The organism is Bacillus sp. cl96 (genome assembly GCF_900100505.1).
Classification (GTDB): domain Bacteria; phylum Bacillota; class Bacilli; order Bacillales; family Bacillaceae_G; genus Bacillus_A; species Bacillus_A cereus.
In genome coordinates, this window is sequence record NZ_FNDM01000019.1 from 1 (window position 1) to 15,600 (window position 15,600).

A 15,600-nucleotide genomic window follows, 5' to 3' on the forward strand; every position below is an offset into this window, starting at 1 on the left:
CTTAAAGATTTACACGCAGGGTCCACGAATACTTCTGTATAGTGCATTTCAAACTTCTTAACGCACCACTCCATAAATTTCTTAATTTCTTTTGCATAAGTGGACATCGCTTTAACTTGCCCCGTGTCCTTACCGCTATGATAGTAATTAGCTACTCGCAGCAGTCTGAATTTGTCTTCATACCTCACAACAATATTGCAGCTACATGAAGTCGCATCGGATTGACCACCATCAGCAGTAAAATACATTTCGTATCTTTGGCCACGAATAGCAGGGAGTATGTTCTTTTTCATATCAAACATTGAATAGATAACACCCTGTGGCATAACCCTTCTACCGAACCAATCTCGTTCTAGTAAGTAAGGATTCTTAGAAAGGATCTCGTGTATTTCCTGCTTCCTCTTCTCAGTAAGAATTGGATTATCATCAGGAGTCCAATGCGTCCAACGTGTGTTTTGCACATCAAACACTTCTGAAATAACTGGATGGTTAGGAGCAGGCGGGTTTAAATCCGCTAAGTGGTAACGGTCCTGTGCTGCAAAAGTACGACGGAAACATTCTTGAATCATGCCCATGTTGAGTAAGTTAATCTCACAAAACACTACACTTCCAAGCGACATACCCGTTATAGCGCCGACACTGTTACTCTTTCCCGCTCCCTTATAATAGACACGTTTTATTCCATTCGGTGTGTGTATTTCTAAGTGCGAACCACGCTCATCATGTTTAATGTCAGCTAAGTTACCAAATATATTTTGCAATCCAGTACCATCGCCATCGATAAACAGCCGGTGCGCTTGCTCTTGGTTATAAGCAACAATCAAATGGTTTGTATCTCGTGCCCACGTCAAATAGTCAGCATAGCGAAAGTGCCCTGCTGTTGTTTTACCTGAACGCGGAGTGCCTTCCAGTACATCGAAAGTGTAATTGTATGGTCGATAGATTACTTCTAACTGTTTAGGAGAAAACTTAATCGCTGTTTTGCTCATATTGTTTACGCCCTTCTATTAATGCATCGAGTAGTGAAGTATCTTTTTGTTGACCTTTGAGTTTAGCAGTACGTATCTTAGCGAATTCAGTATCTGCTTTAACTTTCTCAATCTGTACCTTCTGCATTTCTTGTTGCATTCGATATCTTTCCGCTTCAATTTGATGCTTAAATGTATCTGGTACTAAGTCGAAGTACTGAGATAACTTATCCAGCGCCTTCATCTTATCAGCAAGCTTAACTGATACACCGTCTTTTCCTTGTTTAACTTCGGTAATAATAGAGCCATCTACCAAATCTGCCTCTTGTAAATCAACGAAGTTCATCATTCTAGTGAATTGATTTCCTTCATCATCTTGGAATTCAACCTCTCTTTGTCCAAAGGTCACATAGTTAGTAATATCCGCAAAAGCAATCTTAATGTACTCTTTTAGCACATCCAGCGCTTCTACAAATACATTTTCAACTAACTCACCCTTAAGCTCTTTTATATATGAAGAAACTCGTTCACGTCTTAGTAATCGACTCGCTTGTACATGAGCACCGTCTTTGGAGTATCCAGCTTTTAACGCAGCTTGTGTACCATTGAAGTATTTCACGTAATACAAACAAAAGAGCCGCTCCTTTTCGGATAGCTCTTCATCATCTAATATCTCTTTTAATTTAGCTTTCGTTTTGGGATTTTTAACATTAGTAACGCTCCTTTTTGCAATAGTTACGTTACCATTTATTTTTTCATCCCATTTGTCCTGAGATTTCCACTTTCTAATTTGCGAAGGATTTTTTATACCTAACTCTTCAGCAATCTCGACAAGCGGCTTCTCACCTTTACTTTCTTTGTATATTTCAAACGCTTTATCACGATCTGGGCTTCGTTGCCTAGCCATATTCACCACCTCGCGGTAATCCCTAATTTATTCTTGAAATTCTCTAAAACTCGATGTATTATATTTTCGGGTCTTGCTCCATAAATCATTATCAGGAGAATCTGCAGGTTTGCAGGTTCTCTTTGCTAAATAAAAACATCCATTATATGAACGCTTCATGTTATTATGATAAAGCTGTATTAATTCAGATTGATATGTAGGTGAGACTAATGGAAAATAAAGAACATGAACAAAAGTATGATCTAAGTAAGATATACTCTTACACAGAACATCCTGATAAAATCAGTGGTCGCTGTGATAATTGTGGAAATACCGCATTCAAAAGTTCCGTTAAAGATTTCATCTATTTAAGAGAATGCCGTAAATGTGGCATGAAGAAAAGTATCTAGCCCCGTTTAGGGCTTTTTTCTTTATAAAATAAAAAGCAGCGGATTCGCTACTGTAATTGTTCAACTATCTCATTAAATAACCGTTGTCCTTTTTCTGGATATCTTTCTAATCCACCATCAGCGAAATATTCGCCTTCACTATTTATTATCTCAATTAGTACTTCGCCTTTTTCCCAAACTTGAAGCGAGAATGCTACACATGAATCAAATTCTTTTAATGCTTCTTTTCTGTCTGCGGTAGCTAACATAATATCCGTATCAGTATGGTCCCACATCATAACTGTATAGATCAGCACGAAATCACCTCAAAAGAATCTTATTTTCATTTATTTATAGTCAAATTCGATTTATACAGGGAAATTAATAATATATTCATCTAGTTTTCTATTTAGTTTACATAATTATTGTTATCGGCAGTTCTCAAAAACCGATATTATGGGAAATCGTTGATAACACTAACTTCCTGTAACATATAATACCAGTTCTTTATGCATGATTTTATACACAACGTAGTTTAGCGGGTTTTCAGCACCTAATCACCGTTATTTCCTGCATAAACTTCACCAAGTTAACTACCTATACTTTTGTGAGGTTCTCATCTCTTTTGCAACAGACTTACATATTTCCTTTTCGTAGTTCTCGTTATAAACTGAAATACATTCATACATAACAGTTATCCATCCGTCTGTATCAAGTGGCATTCTCGAATGTTTTTCTCTCATCCTCTTATTAACTTCCTCTTTAAATAACTCTAAGTCCATTTTCCTCCTCCTCTATTTTCGTTCGTTGTGTTCGTTTGTTTTGTAACATATCGATAATACATGCGAAGGATGATTAGCCATATTAGAATCCCAAAGAAGTCTATCCAATCCACTTCCTCATCCCTCGCCTTTCATAGCTTTCAATTGTTCCATTTCTTTTCGCAATGATAATTCAATTTCACGATTTCTTTCCCGTTCACTTCTCTTTTCTAACCAAGAGCAGAATACAATTCCGAGTAATGCTCCCGCACAACAACCAATCAAGAAATCTAACCAATGCATTTCATCACCTCACCATTCTTTAAGTGATTTTGTATAAACGTGTCCACTCCAGTACTCTTCTCTCTCGCACTTTTTACACTTTCTTCTCGAGAAAGGAGGTGGTTCAATGTAAACCCAATGATGAGCACAGAACATCTCTTTTATGAAGCCCTTTATCCCCATATAAGCCATCCTGTCCCTAATCCAATTAAACAAGGGACGCATGCTCTTTTTAATACATACCACTTATATTCCCAATACAACTCTAGTACATCTTTAAAAGTAGTTGGACCCCACATTACCCTCACCCCTTATCTTTCCTTAACAACAAACAAGACGCCACCCAGATAACGGCAGCGCCTACGATAATTGCTATCGGTTTAATCATTGAATTACTTTAAAACACTCATGTACAGTTAGTTTTCCAAATTGGTCATACTCAGCAGCTACTGTTTCACCACAAATAAATTCCCATGTATCATCATTTAACTTAATATCATATTGCTCACCTTCATGGAATTCCTGAAGTAATACCTTACCTGTGTGGTCATATATACTAAAATCCTCAGTTACTTCTACTTTAATTTCATTCTTCATCATTCATCCTCCTTGATTAGTTTAGAAAACAATAATTAACACCTGATCTGTCATGTTTTCGCTATAACTATAATCGTATCCATTAGCGGACAAAAATGCTTCTACACTTTCTATAACAGAATTCACATCATCTTTTTCAATAACAACTTTCTTTTCTTCGACTAATTTATTTAAGTATCCAGTTAACTTATCTACTGCTTCTTTCATGTAATCATTCATCCTCCTAACCAAATGTCCATTTTGTTCTGTTTTACGTTTAATGTGTAATTTCTATATAGTAAAGAATTTTATTCTCTCTAAACTAGGAACTAACATAATTGATAATCCCTAGTTTACAAAAAACAAAAAAGCCATCACCGAAGTGACAGCTCTTTTACGGCTTATAAAAATATTAAAGGGGATGGGAGAAATCATTCACGAAAGGGGAATTTCGCAATCATTTCAAGGTCAAGATTACTCTCAACCTTCTCAAAACAACCGATACATACAATGCGACTCAGTTTTTAGCTCTTTAGCTATCCTGGTTATCGTGTTCGGTTGCTTGGAGAAGGGAAAGGCCTTCTCGTTTATACTCCGTAGAGTCGGAATGAATCGTTCCTCGAGTCAATCCATTCCTGTATGATCTGCGCTCAGTTGCGCCGGGGAGCAAGTCCCAAAGCATGAGGTCTATAACCTCTTTCAACCGACGACGTTCAGTAGGTGCTCCATGCGTAAGAGCTGTCATCGGTTCAAAGAGAGCTAGGGACTCTCTTGTTTATGTTCCGAAGAGTCGGTCAATACATCAGCTGTCGCAAAGCCTTAGCTGACCAAAACATTTATATAGCCGGAAATATTATATCCAAGACGTATATGTTTCTTCCGACGCCTTGTTTGAACTAACATATTTTCAAAGGGATGGAGAGGAGGCTCCACTATATTAGTTCAAACAAAGAGCGGAACTCTTTGCCTAACGAAAGATGTGAGTAATTCGTTAAATTAATTCCCGGTTCAAATTGATGAAGCAGCTCTGTATTCTTATTAATATTTAGAAACGCGTAATCATCCAATCATGGACCATCACCCCATTTCCATTTTCAAGAACAACATTAACAGAGAATAAGAGGTACTATGTTCACCATCAACCCAGAGGACATGGCGGTCTCTGAGCTGATCACTAAACACAATAGAAACAGCATGACGAATGCGAGTTATCTCACACTCGCCACACTGGAATATGTCTTCATTTGTTTTAATTGGTCTTTTCGTCTTAACGCGGGTTCTTACCGCCTTGCCCGCCCTACTATGCGGTATACGTTACCGTGACATTCTCGCATAAGAACGTTTCACTGATAGGTGTACTAATCCTCTTCGATATGCGGTTGTCAAAGGGCTGTCCAAAGCTCGTTAATAAGCTTGTAAGATAATGATAATTTGAATCACGCATCTACTTATCCGCTCCTTTATCGTTAATTTATCCGCATTTTATCCGTGTTTTTAAATAATAAGTAACGCCTCAGCAAGTGCCATAATCGCATGCTTCTTTTGTATATAGAACCAGTTATTCTCCATCATCATTTGTGCCTTCACCGCTTTATCGCTCATCAATCCATTTTTAAGATATTTCCTCTCAATAATTTCTCTCTGCTCCGGATCTAGTGCATGTTCTAACGCTCTTTTCATTTGAATGTACTTTATATCCTTTATTTTCTTTGTATTACGTACTTCAACGAAAGGACTACTGATATTCTCTGCTGCACACTCTTCCTGATTAATCATACGAACCTTTAAAGCTCTATAGTTGAATAACGCCTTTGCCACTTCCCTCTGTATCTCCTTGTACTCCTCATTCGTGATCTCTGGAAAGAATGCTAATTGCTCCATCTGTAATCCCCCTATTTCTGAATTTGTCTTTTTAACATCACGTAAGGTACGTGAAATTTTACTACTTTACTTTTAATTGTTTGTCGTGGAAATTAACAACTTGATTATCAGGGATGTAATTTGTAATGATAATTAACCCTAGAGATTTCAATTCGTTTACTCCTTCTATTGATCCGCTCACTTTATCGAATGTCTTTTGATTCATATATAATCTATCTTTGCTTTTTAATTCATTTACAGCATTAATTGTACTTTGCAATTGTTCAATCATTTATCCCACGCTCCATCTCTTTGTTGAATAAGGGAACATGCATAGCGAGTAGCTCGTTGCCAGCATTATAAATTTTATATATTTAGGCATTGATGACTACAATACAGCCCGTTGCCAAAATCTATAAACTTTTATACATTTAAACAACGATGCTTAGTAAAGTAGCTCGTTGCCAAAACCCTATAAAAATCTATAAAGTTTGTTTGCTTCCTGCTTCTACGTGTCCGATTTTGCCGAAGCTACTTTCGTTTGATATAACACTCCACAGGCGTAAATTCGGATACAACGAATCCTACATATTAACAGTAACTTTCATAGTGTTATTCTGCTAATTTATATCGTGATAAGTTTATTGCGGCATTTAAGTCCCTATCAATTACGTTTCCACAATCACATTTGTAGACTCGATCAGATAGTTTTAAATCCTTTTTGATATTTCCGCAACATGAACATATTTTTGATGAAGGATACCACATATCAGCTTCTACAAATTCAATCCCATATTTTTCGCATTTATACTTCATTTTTTCTTTAAAATCATGGAATCTCTGTTTTGCTATAGACTTCGAAAGGTGTCTATTCTTCATCATGCCTTTCACATTCAACTTTTCCATAACAATCCTGCAAGGCTTGGTTATCGCAATTGCATTTGTTGTTTGGTGAATGTGATTATCACGTATATTCGTTAATTTCCTGTATAACAACTTTATTTTCTTTTCGATTTTTATAATATTGTTGGTTTTGACAAACTTTGTTCCAATCTTATTCATTTCGTATTTCCGAGAAACTTTCCGTTGTAACATGCGAAGTCTCTTTTCGATTTTCTTAACAATAGATGTCTTATTGATATTTTTAAATATTTGCCCGTCCGAGCATGTTGCTAATTCTTTAATACCTATATCAATGCCTATACTTTCATTTGTTAATTGTTGTTTTTCTGTCTTTGTTTCGATTCCTACTGAAATGAACCAATACTTCCCATCAAAACTAATACGAGGATTTGTATACTTATCTGAGTTTGGTATTTTTTCAACAGTTTTAACCCAACCGACTTTTTCAATAATGACACTGTTTTCTTTTACTTTTAATCGTTCATTATCGTTATAAAATGTAGGTTTAGAATGTTTACGGATCTTAAATTTCGGCTTATTTGATTTGCCTGTGAAAAATCTTTTGTAAGCTTCACATAAATCCTTTATGGCTTGTTTAGTAATATTGTTCGACACATCATACAACCAACTGTATTCATTCGTTTTCTTCATTGTTGTTAGTTCTTTACGAAGCACACCATGAGAAATGAATTTACCTCCATCTTTATATGATTCTTCTTGCTTTTCTAGCGCCCAATTATATGCCCATCTTGCAACACCAGAGGATTTCCAAAGTTGTTTTTCCTGCTCCTCTGTTGGTTTTAAACGTACTTTTTTTGAAAGAATCATTTGTTACTCACCTCCATAATTCAATTATACATTTAACTACATGTAGTTGCAAGTAGTTTTGTTTTATGTATAATTTATTATGAGGTGATAATTTATGAATAACCGAGGACTAAAAAATCGCAAAACAATTTCAAATGCTATTGATAAAGATCTACATGAACGTTTTGAAAAACTAGCTCAAGAAACACGCATACCTAAATCCAAGTTATTAGATGAAGCTATTGAAGATCTTTTAAAGAAATATCAAGACTCTACAAAATAATTGTAGGGTCTTTTCAAAGTAGCCCCCACCATCCACTCTGCATGGTTCCGTTATCCATTAATCTTCTAATATTGTTAATAGCGATAATGTAACTCCTACGTTAGCATAAACTGCTATACCACCTAATTTCCCATCACTCGGACATGGACCTTCCCATTTAATCTCTACTCCATCTTTTGTAAACAAGTTGATTTTTCCATAGAATACTTCGCCATCTAATTCAAACGAAACTCTCTTTCCTAACCAAACACCTTGCGCCACTTCATTTACTAAATTAAATCCTCTTCCCATCTCTTCCCCTCCATTAAGCCTTTAATAATTTACGTTTCTTGTTGGCCATCTTCTCTTTTGCCGCTTCAATGTTATTTTCTACCCTTTGATGGTCCTGATCAAATTGAATCATTCCATCAAATATAACTGGATCTACTGCTTCATCTACGTATTGTAAGTAATCAACTGACGCTCGTTCTGTCTGTTCTACTAAGTACCCGTAAATATCAAAGTCTGCTCTTGGTATAGACTTCTTGCCCTTCGGTTGATGAGACATCCTTACATAAGATTGAATGACCGATAGTGGTACAACGAATATTGACTTGTCCTTACTAAACTCAATTAGGAAGAAACATATTGCTCCCATCTTCTCCGCTTTCTCCAGGTAATCCAATTGGTGCTGTGCAATGTTCTTTAAATCAAATCGTCCGGGATTCTCTGTAGACTTTGCTTCAAATGCGATAGCTCGTCCTTTATACACGCCGTCATAGTCTACTGTACTTTTAGCTTCATAGAATCCATTCAACACACGACCATTCTTACTCTTCAGCACCTTTACAGGAGTCGGACGCTTGTTTATAAGCGCCACGCCTCCTCTTTGATACATTTCATTCGCTAGATTGATAAGCATTTCAAATGCCATACCTCTGTTTCCTAGTCCCATCTTTATTCCTCCTCAACGTAATATTTTCTCATCCAGTAAACACACAGTATAATCCTTGCTATACTCCAAATTGAATCCGAGTATTGATTCATCCAAAACAATCTAGCTACTTCTAAACCGTTTTCTAAAGCTGCTACAGTAAAGAATACAGCTGCCCATTTTGTAGCTTTACCGTTCAGTATTACTAAGCCTATTCCAGCCATTAAACACGATCCACCAAGACCTGCTGATGCAAGCCACCATTTTTGCAAGAAAGCAGATACAATAGCTGTCGCTAAGTTAAGCGCCACTAAAATTGTAAACAGGCGTGTCCAGAATTTATTACTAATTGTCATTTCTTCTATTCTCACTTTCTATTAAAAGGATTATTTTGTTTGAATTTGTTCTAAATCATAAATATTACCTATGATTTCAAGTTCATTTGGTTCATCAATAGCAGTTGGCCATAAAAAGAATGCATGTCCATCCTTTTTTAGCACTAATGTCGTATCCATCCAATCAACTATACCTTCAGTTATTTCAGTACCTTCCACTTCCGTCCTACTACAATCTGTATACTGTAGCTTGGTCCAACGAACTTTATCACCAAGATAGATATCCTTACCGTACTTGTCCTTTAACCCTGTAGATGGGATAAGAGAACCTTCATCTAACAATTCTTTATTTACTCCATAACCAGGATCATCGTAAGTAATCATTATTCTCTCATCATCGTGAAAGTGTAATGCTATAACTGGAAACAATCCTGTATTACCATCGAAGCTTGTTGTCAAAACTTTGTATTTAATGTTCCTCATTTCCCTCTACCTCCATTTCAAATCCAAATACTAAATCACTTAATGCGTCAGCTAATTCATGAGCTTGTTCTATATCTAACGTGTGAAGCTTTATCATTCTTCCATCAGGAAACTTAATTGCAGCCCCACAACCAAATGTTCCGACTCTCATCTCTTTCCATCTACAAAAGGTGCATTCTTCCGGATTAATATGGCACGTACAATGACTACTCATTTCTTCTACCTCCTGAATAAAACCCAAAATTCCGTCAATACTGTAGACAACCCATTAAGTTACTTTCTCCTTGTTCCCCTTGGAGAACCGAGCAGTTAGCTTTTGCTAGCTGCTCTTTTTCTGCAAGTACATCCCATCAATAATTACATCTTTTTCAATCAGTTCTTCTTCCTCCACAAGACCATTACGAACTTTATCAATCGCCTTATCTGCATCAGATGCTTCAACATACGCTTCATACGACTTCGTTTCAGTGAATTCAACACGATATCTTTTCATATCCATTCCTCTTTTCTACAAAATGAAATTTTTATACTAATCTTCTATATAACCCATTCGTTCACCAATAAACCTTGCTATATTGACTGTTAACCCGTTTCCAGCCTGTGCATATAATTGATTCGGTGATGTTACTTCTTTTGCTCGATCAAAGTACTCATCCGGTATGCCCTGTAATCTCCATGATTCTCTTTCTGTGAGCCAATATAACTTCCCGTTACGTAAAGTAGTTTGTTCCCTAGATCTAAGTAATGTTTGTGCCACACCGCGTCCTATGCGACCTCTGCGTGTCTTAGATGTTGGTACTGCTATATTAATAGCGTCACCAACAACGCCAATATCATATCCTTGTTTAGTGGCTTGCCTTACTTTCACATATTCTTTTGTTACTTCTAAAATACAGCTGTTCTTTTCTGTATCAACTAAATATTCGTCGGACACCTGATCCTCTAAGATATCCTGCAATGAATATTCTTTTCCTTCTTTGAGGGATTCCAACCTCTGTTGAGGTGATAACATCCCATTCTGCATCATACCCGACTCCATCCATTTCAGCGAGAATACGGGCAAAGTCCCATCCTTTATTGACTGATAATGTGTTATCAACGTTTTCAAAGAGCAGGTAGGCAGGTTTCTTATGTTCAGGTACTTCTTTGATGAGCCGGATAACTTCTGTAAATAGTCCTGATCGTTCTCCTGCAAGTCCTTTTTGTTTTCCATTTTTGGAAATATCGGTACAAGGAAACCCTGCTGTCCAAATATCAGCCCTCGGAATAGTAGTTCCTTTTGCGTTTCTGATATCATGTTCCGTCCACTCCTTACTAGTGTTATGCATTGCTTCATATGTTTTTCTTGCAGGTTTGTTCCATTCGCAGAAACCAATACAGGTATGCCCTGCTTGTTCTAATCCGATTCTCATCATCCCCACACCTGCGAATAAGTCTATAAAAGTAAGACTCATATCACCACCTCGCTTTCTAATAAAATAGCGTTTTTGTTGAAAATGATGCCCTCATTTTTTTGGACACATTTACCAGTGTTTTTACAAAAAAATTCATGATATGGTTATTTAGTTGAGTACGTCATTACTTGACAATTACCCTTAGGAACCCCGCGGACAAACGGGGTTTCTTTTATTTAAATAACGATTTTTTCTTACTCCTCAACCAGCTAAAACTATGTTAAAATTAATCCATAATTTGTAAGGAGGTATATAAAATGCTCTCACTATATACATGTGTATCTTGTGATCAACCTCTCATACAACACGATGAACATTCGTTTATTCATTACTGTATTAATCCAAATTGCGAAGAAGCAAAACTGCACTTATCTCTGTTGGAAGAGATGGGGTTGTGAACCCTATCTCTTTTTCTATTCAAATACCGATTTTGTCTAAATCCATTCACTACTCTCATACTTTGACATACAATAATAGTGCCTTTCTAAATAATGTGAGTTCGTCACTGTCGTTATAATGAGGTATAAGGAGCGCTCTCGATTAGCGCTCTTTTTATTTAAATAAAGATTTTATTGTACAACTACACATACCTAAACAACATGCATACATTATGGTGTGTATTCATTCAATATAAGTTTTGGTAAGAGAGTTCTTTGGCAAGAGCTCTCTATTTTTAAAATAAGAATTTTGTTTAGTATTCTGTCGAAGCAATGATACATGGATTTGTAATATTATCCCGCTTTATTACCCATTCGAATGACCTTAAAACACACGTTTCTCCACCTCTATGAATTACTGGTTCGATTGTGGCTACTCGTTGTTCTTCGTCAGGTAATTCATCAATGCTGATATGCATTTTGTCTTTCAAACTAACTTCCCCAACAAAATATTCTTCAATTTCCTCCCGATCTATGAATTCCTCATAAAAGTTTTTCGCTTCCTCTTCGTTCTTTGCAGCTACCCAATCGTAATCATTCATTTTAAAAACTTTCATCAGTAGCTCTGGATTCTCATAAACATTTCCTACGACTTCACATTCTTCTGAAACCCAATCAATGTCCTCGTCAATTGGGCTATCCCCTAAATAAAACGAACAATTGCCATACGTTACTTTCCAATGACTATAAGTGGTCGCGGTGTTTTCTGGTGTTTCATACAGTGTAGGTCCTTTTAAAATGTCACCTACATAAATTTCTTTGCCGTTTTTATCCTTTATTCCCGTGTATGGTAACAATGGAGAATAATATTGATCTTCTTTCCCGCCATTCTTCAAAGTGTCTTTTAAGCTATCAAAGTTCAAAATTTCTTCCCAGCTGTACATGATTCGATTTTCTTTACCATATATCCGATATTTAATTTCATTCATATCTCATTCTCCTTTTCTGCCAAATAACTATTTTGTTTTGTTTTTTGACTGTTCAAATGCTTTTTTCTCACAATCTACACATGCTACAATGTCGCCACCTTCATCAAATTGATATATAGACTTTTCTTCAATATCCTTATTTAAAAAGCAAATATCACAATTAAATTGCTGTTTCTTATCCACTAATTCGTCATTGATTTTCTTAGTTAGTTTTACCGTTCCAATATCCTCGTAAGGCTGAGCAATATATCCTTTATCATGTAGGGCTTTAACTACTTCTTGCATATCCTTCCAAGCTTCTGTACCTTGACCGAATTTAATAGTAACCGTATTCATTTTTCATTCCCCTTTACGAATATTCTTTTCCACATTACACATACTATCTACAAGTCAACTTCCCATGACTACACTCTTTTAAAACGGAGCTTGTTCCTCCGGACTGTTTTGGATCGCGGCAGGTAACTTAGTCAATTACCTGCCATTTTCTATTCAAATAACGCTTTTGTTTGGTTTTAATCTTCTACTTGCACAATATTTTCAACAAAGAATACTGGTATTAACTCGACGGATTTGAATCTTCCCCTCACAATGGCACATGCATTAGAATCATAATAAGAACAAAGCACAATTTTCAGATCGCTGATAACATCTTCTACTTTCATGTAAGAATCATTATCATCTTTTACACAATCACCTACTTTGAATTCATTCAGTTCACGCCCTGCATTTTCAAACATCCTGCGACGTTTTTCTTTTTCAATCTCTTCAGGTGTAGCTTTTCTTAAGCATTCAAATGGATAGTGTTGATAACAACCAGATGAATAAAAATCAGTGATTGCAAAATCTAATCCGTCTTTCGTATATTTACCTTTTATTTTGAATGTGTGTTTTAAGGAAGTAACCCAGTCTTCCATTTGTAATGGCTCTTCATAATCTACAAATTCATCGTCAAAGAAAGAATTAATTGTTATATTGCAAGGTCCCGCAAGACCTCCGCACATCATCCAAATTTCCCCTTCATTATATTTATAGGCACTGCCATTATTAGAGTTAGGTGTAATCCAGTTTGTTTTCATACGCTCAATCGCTTTAAATCCTGTATATGTCTCCATTCTTCTAAACTCCTTTTCTATTAAAATGACACTCTTATTCAATTTCTCCTCTATATTTCTTTATTGCTTGATCAATTGCTTCAATACCACTATCTGAACTGTCATACCATTCAACTGCCTTCATCACGCCTTTTAATCTTTCTTGCATTACATCTACCCTTATTAACGACTGTTGAATAGTGTATTTCATATTGAGTACTTCTTTCGCTGCATCTTCATAACCTAACTCAATTAAACGACTTGCCATAGCTTCAAGATCTTCTATTTTTCCATACTCAAACAATTCATTCGCGTCTTTAAAACATAAATAGTTAAAACTTCCGCCACTCATATTTTCACTTCTCCTTTTGTACAAAATTCAAATTTTGTCTTACTTTACGCCTGTACTTCCAAATCCGCCTGTACCACGATCACTATCTGAAAGCTTGTCCGCTTCAACGAAATGAGCTGTTACTACTGGCGCTATGACACCTTGAGCTATGCGAGTTCCCTTCTCAATTACATGAGCTTTCATATTCAAACTTATTTGTCTCTCAGTATTATCAACTAATACCCCAATTTCTCCACGGTATCCACTATCCACCGTACCAAGGGCAACTCTTAACTTTGTATTGCGTGTCATACCACTTCGTGGACGCACCTGTAATTCATATCCTGGCGGAATTTCAAAAGCTAATCCAGTTGGCACAACCTTTGTTTCTCCTGGCCATATAACCGTGTCCTCTGCTGCTACTAGATCAAAACCAGCATCACCAGGTTTAGCATATTTAGGTAGTTCCACATCTTTCAAACGCTTTATTTTCACTCGTAAATTCATTCAATTCCGCTCCTTATAGGCAATTTAATAATGTTTCTCTACGCCATTTTAATTCTTCTATCTTTTTCTTTGTCTTTTCTCTTTCAACATCCATCATTACTAGATGATATTCGTACTTATTTATTTCTTCTTGATTAGATATAATCTCGCTTTTGACTTGTACGATTGTTTCTTTCTTCACGCAATCCCTCCTAGAATCCTAATTCATCTTCAAACTCTTTCCTTTCGAATCCCGCAAGTACATTCCCGCTTGGGAATACCGTTACTGGCGCTGCGGTATATCCGTAAGTATCAAACTCTTTTCTGTATTCTTCTTTTTCCTCTATGTTTCTCTCTTCAAATTCAACTTGCGCTGCCTTTAATCCGAATTTCACGTGCATACAGTTAGGACAATTGTTTTTCGTGTAAACGATGATCTTAGTTACCATTCTCTTCAGTCTCCTTTGCTTCCATTAATAATTGAGTTACTTCAAAAGTTCCATGCTCTGTATATTTCATTGTTCTTCCTCCTTGTATTTAGATAAGATAGTTGCTAATGCTATTGCCGTTCCTTCATTTGCAATCCATTGCCCTTTGTAATACCCAGCAAGTCCTAAATCCTCGTTATCATAAGCTTTATCCGCTTCTTTTCTGTTCTCTACTGCTGATAACTGTAACTGTTCGATATACTCTTCAATCGCTTCTCTCATTCTCCCCATCTCCTTTTAGTAGCCCCGCCAGTTCCTCGCAACTCCCTTCAAATAAGTCGCGCCCATCCGGTAGCTTAAATATATTCCTCTGAATCAATTTTTCTATTAACCTGTCTTTCTCGCTCATGTTGCCTCCCTAGCTAGCTAGTTTGTTTCTTCTTATACCTACGTGGTGGTTTTGTTGCCGCTTTTATTTCACTCCATCCAAGCGAAAGTCTTTTAAGATATGTGTGATATGCAATTCCATTCTTTTTGGCTAACTCCACATAATATTTATCAAATTTACCTAATGGTTGTGTTATCGCTCTTTTTATATCCCAATCAAGAGAGTTAACACGAACATCTACATTGTTTTTTCTAATTCCGTTCCTTTTGGCTATTTCATAGTCTTCCCATGTTGGTACAGGTTTGTATTTCATTTACCCGTCACCTTCTTTTTTCTTACTGGTTTTGTCGCCGCTTTATGATGATCCCAACCGAGTTTTCTCCTTTGATGAAAAAGCTCCACTTTTATTCCGTTGGCCTTTGCTAATTTAAGCCATTTATGATTTTCACCTTCGTATTCATGCCTAACCGTTCTGGGTGGCGCGGTTAAGGCTTCCTCTAGTTCCCATTTATCAGATATATATAGGCGATAATATAATGTTTTTGTACCTATTCCATTAGCTTTTGCCATTGCTCGTTCCTCATCAGTAAGCCAACGATCTAAAGCCATG

The 15,600-nt window shown here is 36.4% G+C and carries 30 protein-coding genes and 2 pseudogenes; 2 read left to right on the forward strand and 30 right to left on the reverse strand.

Annotation, left to right across the window (positions count from 1 at the left end; all coding sequences use genetic code 11):
- Positions 1-989: PBSX family phage terminase large subunit (locus BLT20_RS26765; protein WP_090869599.1), on the reverse strand; the 989-nt coding region annotated here is incomplete at its 3' end.
- Entirely contained in the window at positions 970-1,875 is a 906-nt protein-coding gene (locus BLT20_RS26770) for a terminase small subunit (protein WP_073340251.1), read from the reverse strand. The genes BLT20_RS26765 and BLT20_RS26770, both read right to left, overlap by 20 nt.
- 209 nt (positions 1,876-2,084) lie before the next feature.
- Between BLT20_RS26770 and BLT20_RS31180 the strand changes: the two genes are divergently transcribed.
- On the forward strand, positions 2,085-2,264 hold the full coding sequence (locus tag BLT20_RS31180) for a DUF8096 family protein (protein WP_025921811.1): 180 nt from the start codon (positions 2,085-2,087) through the stop codon (positions 2,262-2,264).
- A gap of 47 nt (positions 2,265-2,311) precedes the next feature.
- On the opposite strand, the gene BLT20_RS26780 is transcribed toward BLT20_RS31180, so the two are convergent.
- The 9 genes from BLT20_RS26780 to BLT20_RS26810 form a co-directional block, all read right to left on the reverse strand.
- Complete coding sequence (locus tag BLT20_RS26780; protein WP_073340246.1) at positions 2,312-2,560, reverse strand: metallophosphoesterase family protein; 249 nt, start codon at positions 2,558-2,560, stop codon at positions 2,312-2,314.
- Between the two features lie 276 nt (positions 2,561-2,836).
- The gene (locus tag BLT20_RS26785) at positions 2,837-3,025 is read right to left on the reverse strand and encodes a hypothetical protein (RefSeq protein ID WP_061685235.1); all 189 of its coding nucleotides are present in this window, start codon (positions 3,023-3,025) and stop codon (positions 2,837-2,839) included.
- 117 nt (positions 3,026-3,142) lie between these two features.
- Positions 3,143-3,307: a hypothetical protein gene (locus tag BLT20_RS30645; RefSeq protein WP_176944008.1), complete on the reverse strand. Its 165-nt coding sequence runs from the start codon at positions 3,305-3,307 to the stop codon at positions 3,143-3,145.
- Between the two features lie 152 nt (positions 3,308-3,459).
- Complete coding sequence (locus tag BLT20_RS31185; RefSeq protein ID WP_256332042.1) at positions 3,460-3,585, reverse strand: hypothetical protein; 126 nt, start codon at positions 3,583-3,585, stop codon at positions 3,460-3,462.
- Positions 3,586-3,670: 85 nt separating this feature from the next.
- Positions 3,671-3,883 carry a hypothetical protein gene (locus tag BLT20_RS26790; protein ID WP_073340242.1) on the reverse strand — a complete coding sequence of 71 codons (213 nt, stop codon included), beginning with the start codon at positions 3,881-3,883 and terminating at the stop codon, positions 3,671-3,673.
- A 21-nt stretch (positions 3,884-3,904) separates the two neighbouring features.
- Entirely contained in the window at positions 3,905-4,090 is a 186-nt protein-coding gene (locus BLT20_RS26795; RefSeq protein WP_073340238.1) for a hypothetical protein, read from the reverse strand.
- Positions 4,091-5,356: 1,266 nt separating this feature from the next.
- Positions 5,357-5,743, reverse strand: coding sequence for an ArpU family phage packaging/lysis transcriptional regulator (locus BLT20_RS26800; RefSeq protein ID WP_073340235.1), 387 nt, complete (start codon positions 5,741-5,743; stop codon positions 5,357-5,359).
- Between the two features lie 61 nt (positions 5,744-5,804).
- Complete coding sequence (locus tag BLT20_RS26805; RefSeq protein ID WP_073340231.1) at positions 5,805-6,014, reverse strand: hypothetical protein; 210 nt, start codon at positions 6,012-6,014, stop codon at positions 5,805-5,807.
- A gap of 320 nt (positions 6,015-6,334) precedes the next feature.
- Positions 6,335-7,453, reverse strand: coding sequence for an RNA-guided endonuclease InsQ/TnpB family protein (locus BLT20_RS26810; protein WP_073340227.1), 1,119 nt, complete (start codon positions 7,451-7,453; stop codon positions 6,335-6,337).
- A gap of 94 nt (positions 7,454-7,547) precedes the next feature.
- Here BLT20_RS26810 and BLT20_RS26815 point away from each other — a divergent pair, with 94 nt between their 5' ends.
- Positions 7,548-7,715 (forward strand): ribbon-helix-helix domain-containing protein, encoded by a 168-nt coding sequence (locus BLT20_RS26815; protein ID WP_073340224.1) that lies wholly within the window; start codon positions 7,548-7,550, stop codon positions 7,713-7,715.
- Positions 7,716-7,772: 57 nt separating this feature from the next.
- Here BLT20_RS26815 and BLT20_RS26820 read toward each other — a convergent pair whose 3' ends face one another.
- From BLT20_RS26820 to BLT20_RS26900, 19 genes and pseudogenes are all read right to left on the reverse strand, one after another.
- Positions 7,773-8,006, reverse strand: coding sequence for a hypothetical protein (locus BLT20_RS26820; protein ID WP_025921805.1), 234 nt, complete (start codon positions 8,004-8,006; stop codon positions 7,773-7,775).
- A 13-nt stretch (positions 8,007-8,019) separates the two neighbouring features.
- On the reverse strand, positions 8,020-8,649 hold the full coding sequence (locus BLT20_RS26825; RefSeq protein WP_073340220.1) for a Holliday junction resolvase RecU: 630 nt from the start codon (positions 8,647-8,649) through the stop codon (positions 8,020-8,022).
- Positions 8,650-8,651: 2 nt separating this feature from the next.
- Positions 8,652-8,984: a permease gene (locus BLT20_RS26830; RefSeq protein ID WP_073340215.1), complete on the reverse strand. Its 333-nt coding sequence runs from the start codon at positions 8,982-8,984 to the stop codon at positions 8,652-8,654.
- Between the two features lie 30 nt (positions 8,985-9,014).
- Positions 9,015-9,422: a YopX family protein gene (locus BLT20_RS26835; protein ID WP_176955187.1), complete on the reverse strand. Its 408-nt coding sequence runs from the start codon at positions 9,420-9,422 to the stop codon at positions 9,015-9,017.
- A 10-nt stretch (positions 9,423-9,432) separates the two neighbouring features.
- Positions 9,433-9,660 carry a hypothetical protein gene (locus tag BLT20_RS26840; protein ID WP_073340208.1) on the reverse strand — a complete coding sequence of 76 codons (228 nt, stop codon included), beginning with the start codon at positions 9,658-9,660 and terminating at the stop codon, positions 9,433-9,435.
- Between the two features lie 105 nt (positions 9,661-9,765).
- Positions 9,766-9,939: a hypothetical protein gene (locus tag BLT20_RS30650; protein WP_172852281.1), complete on the reverse strand. Its 174-nt coding sequence runs from the start codon at positions 9,937-9,939 to the stop codon at positions 9,766-9,768.
- A 36-nt stretch (positions 9,940-9,975) separates the two neighbouring features.
- Positions 9,976-10,900 (reverse strand): annotated as a pseudogene (locus BLT20_RS31190) (DNA cytosine methyltransferase).
- A gap of 691 nt (positions 10,901-11,591) precedes the next feature.
- The gene (locus BLT20_RS31195) at positions 11,592-11,897 is read right to left on the reverse strand and encodes a hypothetical protein (protein WP_033679841.1); all 306 of its coding nucleotides are present in this window, start codon (positions 11,895-11,897) and stop codon (positions 11,592-11,594) included.
- A 57-nt stretch (positions 11,898-11,954) separates the two neighbouring features.
- Positions 11,955-12,266: pseudogene (locus BLT20_RS31200) on the reverse strand (YopX family protein); the annotation flags it as partial.
- A gap of 27 nt (positions 12,267-12,293) precedes the next feature.
- Complete coding sequence (locus BLT20_RS26860) at positions 12,294-12,602, reverse strand: DUF8088 domain-containing protein (RefSeq protein ID WP_001099200.1); 309 nt, start codon at positions 12,600-12,602, stop codon at positions 12,294-12,296.
- A gap of 176 nt (positions 12,603-12,778) precedes the next feature.
- The gene (locus BLT20_RS30655; RefSeq protein WP_073340196.1) at positions 12,779-13,378 is read right to left on the reverse strand and encodes a hypothetical protein; all 600 of its coding nucleotides are present in this window, start codon (positions 13,376-13,378) and stop codon (positions 12,779-12,781) included.
- A 34-nt stretch (positions 13,379-13,412) separates the two neighbouring features.
- Positions 13,413-13,709, reverse strand: a complete 297-nt coding sequence (locus BLT20_RS26870; RefSeq protein ID WP_073340191.1) for a hypothetical protein — start codon at positions 13,707-13,709, stop codon at positions 13,413-13,415.
- A gap of 39 nt (positions 13,710-13,748) precedes the next feature.
- Positions 13,749-14,195, reverse strand: a complete 447-nt coding sequence (gene dut, locus BLT20_RS26875; protein WP_073340186.1) for a dUTP diphosphatase — start codon at positions 14,193-14,195, stop codon at positions 13,749-13,751.
- 13 nt (positions 14,196-14,208) lie between these two features.
- Positions 14,209-14,376, reverse strand: a complete 168-nt coding sequence (locus BLT20_RS30660) for a hypothetical protein (protein WP_176944010.1) — start codon at positions 14,374-14,376, stop codon at positions 14,209-14,211.
- 10 nt (positions 14,377-14,386) lie between these two features.
- The gene (locus tag BLT20_RS26880; protein WP_073340182.1) at positions 14,387-14,623 is read right to left on the reverse strand and encodes a glutaredoxin domain-containing protein; all 237 of its coding nucleotides are present in this window, start codon (positions 14,621-14,623) and stop codon (positions 14,387-14,389) included.
- A 66-nt stretch (positions 14,624-14,689) separates the two neighbouring features.
- Positions 14,690-14,884, reverse strand: coding sequence for a hypothetical protein (locus tag BLT20_RS26885; protein ID WP_141769999.1), 195 nt, complete (start codon positions 14,882-14,884; stop codon positions 14,690-14,692).
- Positions 14,868-15,011, reverse strand: a complete 144-nt coding sequence (locus tag BLT20_RS26890) for a Fur-regulated basic protein FbpA (protein ID WP_073340175.1) — start codon at positions 15,009-15,011, stop codon at positions 14,868-14,870. The genes BLT20_RS26885 and BLT20_RS26890 overlap by 17 nt, the downstream gene beginning before the upstream one ends.
- A 13-nt stretch (positions 15,012-15,024) precedes the next feature.
- Positions 15,025-15,303, reverse strand: a complete 279-nt coding sequence (locus tag BLT20_RS26895) for a hypothetical protein (RefSeq protein WP_073340172.1) — start codon at positions 15,301-15,303, stop codon at positions 15,025-15,027.
- On the reverse strand, positions 15,300-15,599 hold the full coding sequence (locus BLT20_RS26900) for a hypothetical protein (RefSeq protein ID WP_073340169.1): 300 nt from the start codon (positions 15,597-15,599) through the stop codon (positions 15,300-15,302). Before BLT20_RS26900 ends, BLT20_RS26895 begins: the two co-directional genes overlap by 4 nt.
- Between the last annotated feature and the right edge of the window lies 1 nt (position 15,600).

Bases quoted from the DNA above. Each gene is read 5' to 3' on its own strand.
- BLT20_RS26770 (WP_073340251.1), bottom strand. From the start codon at position 1,875: ATGGCTAGGCAACGAAGCCCAGATCGTGATAAAGCGTTTGAAATATAC.
- BLT20_RS26860 (WP_001099200.1), bottom strand. From the start codon at position 12,602: ATGAATACGGTTACTATTAAATTCGGTCAAGGTACAGAAGCTTGGAAG.
- BLT20_RS26830 (WP_073340215.1), bottom strand. From the start codon at position 8,984: ATGACAATTAGTAATAAATTCTGGACACGCCTGTTTACAATTTTAGTG.
- BLT20_RS30645 (WP_176944008.1), bottom strand. From the start codon at position 3,307: ATGCATTGGTTAGATTTCTTGATTGGTTGTTGTGCGGGAGCATTACTC.
- BLT20_RS26825 (WP_073340220.1), bottom strand. From the start codon at position 8,649: ATGGGACTAGGAAACAGAGGTATGGCATTTGAAATGCTTATCAATCTA.
- BLT20_RS26895 (WP_073340172.1), bottom strand. From the start codon at position 15,303: ATGAAATACAAACCTGTACCAACATGGGAAGACTATGAAATAGCCAAA.
- BLT20_RS26815 (WP_073340224.1), top strand. From the start codon at position 7,548: ATGAATAACCGAGGACTAAAAAATCGCAAAACAATTTCAAATGCTATT.
- BLT20_RS26840 (WP_073340208.1), bottom strand. From the start codon at position 9,660: ATGAGTAGTCATTGTACGTGCCATATTAATCCGGAAGAATGCACCTTT.
- BLT20_RS26880 (WP_073340182.1), bottom strand. From the start codon at position 14,623: ATGGTAACTAAGATCATCGTTTACACGAAAAACAATTGTCCTAACTGT.
- BLT20_RS26890 (WP_073340175.1), bottom strand. From the start codon at position 15,011: ATGAGCGAGAAAGACAGGTTAATAGAAAAATTGATTCAGAGGAATATA.
- dut (WP_073340186.1), bottom strand. From the start codon at position 14,195: ATGAATTTACGAGTGAAAATAAAGCGTTTGAAAGATGTGGAACTACCT.
- BLT20_RS26805 (WP_073340231.1), bottom strand. From the start codon at position 6,014: ATGATTGAACAATTGCAAAGTACAATTAATGCTGTAAATGAATTAAAA.
- BLT20_RS26800 (WP_073340235.1), bottom strand. From the start codon at position 5,743: ATGGAGCAATTAGCATTCTTTCCAGAGATCACGAATGAGGAGTACAAG.
- BLT20_RS26900 (WP_073340169.1), bottom strand. From the start codon at position 15,599: ATGGCTTTAGATCGTTGGCTTACTGATGAGGAACGAGCAATGGCAAAA.
- BLT20_RS30655 (WP_073340196.1), bottom strand. From the start codon at position 13,378: ATGGAGACATATACAGGATTTAAAGCGATTGAGCGTATGAAAACAAAC.
- BLT20_RS30650 (WP_172852281.1), bottom strand. From the start codon at position 9,939: ATGAAAAGATATCGTGTTGAATTCACTGAAACGAAGTCGTATGAAGCG.
- BLT20_RS26870 (WP_073340191.1), bottom strand. From the start codon at position 13,709: ATGAGTGGCGGAAGTTTTAACTATTTATGTTTTAAAGACGCGAATGAA.
- BLT20_RS31180 (WP_025921811.1), top strand. From the start codon at position 2,085: ATGGAAAATAAAGAACATGAACAAAAGTATGATCTAAGTAAGATATAC.
- BLT20_RS26885 (WP_141769999.1), bottom strand. From the start codon at position 14,884: ATGAGAGAAGCGATTGAAGAGTATATCGAACAGTTACAGTTATCAGCA.
- BLT20_RS26810 (WP_073340227.1), bottom strand. From the start codon at position 7,453: ATGATTCTTTCAAAAAAAGTACGTTTAAAACCAACAGAGGAGCAGGAA.
- BLT20_RS26820 (WP_025921805.1), bottom strand. From the start codon at position 8,006: ATGGGAAGAGGATTTAATTTAGTAAATGAAGTGGCGCAAGGTGTTTGG.
- BLT20_RS26790 (WP_073340242.1), bottom strand. From the start codon at position 3,883: ATGAAGAATGAAATTAAAGTAGAAGTAACTGAGGATTTTAGTATATAT.
- BLT20_RS26795 (WP_073340238.1), bottom strand. From the start codon at position 4,090: ATGAAAGAAGCAGTAGATAAGTTAACTGGATACTTAAATAAATTAGTC.
- BLT20_RS31185 (WP_256332042.1), bottom strand. From the start codon at position 3,585: ATGTGGGGTCCAACTACTTTTAAAGATGTACTAGAGTTGTATTGGGAA.
- BLT20_RS26785 (WP_061685235.1), bottom strand. From the start codon at position 3,025: ATGGACTTAGAGTTATTTAAAGAGGAAGTTAATAAGAGGATGAGAGAA.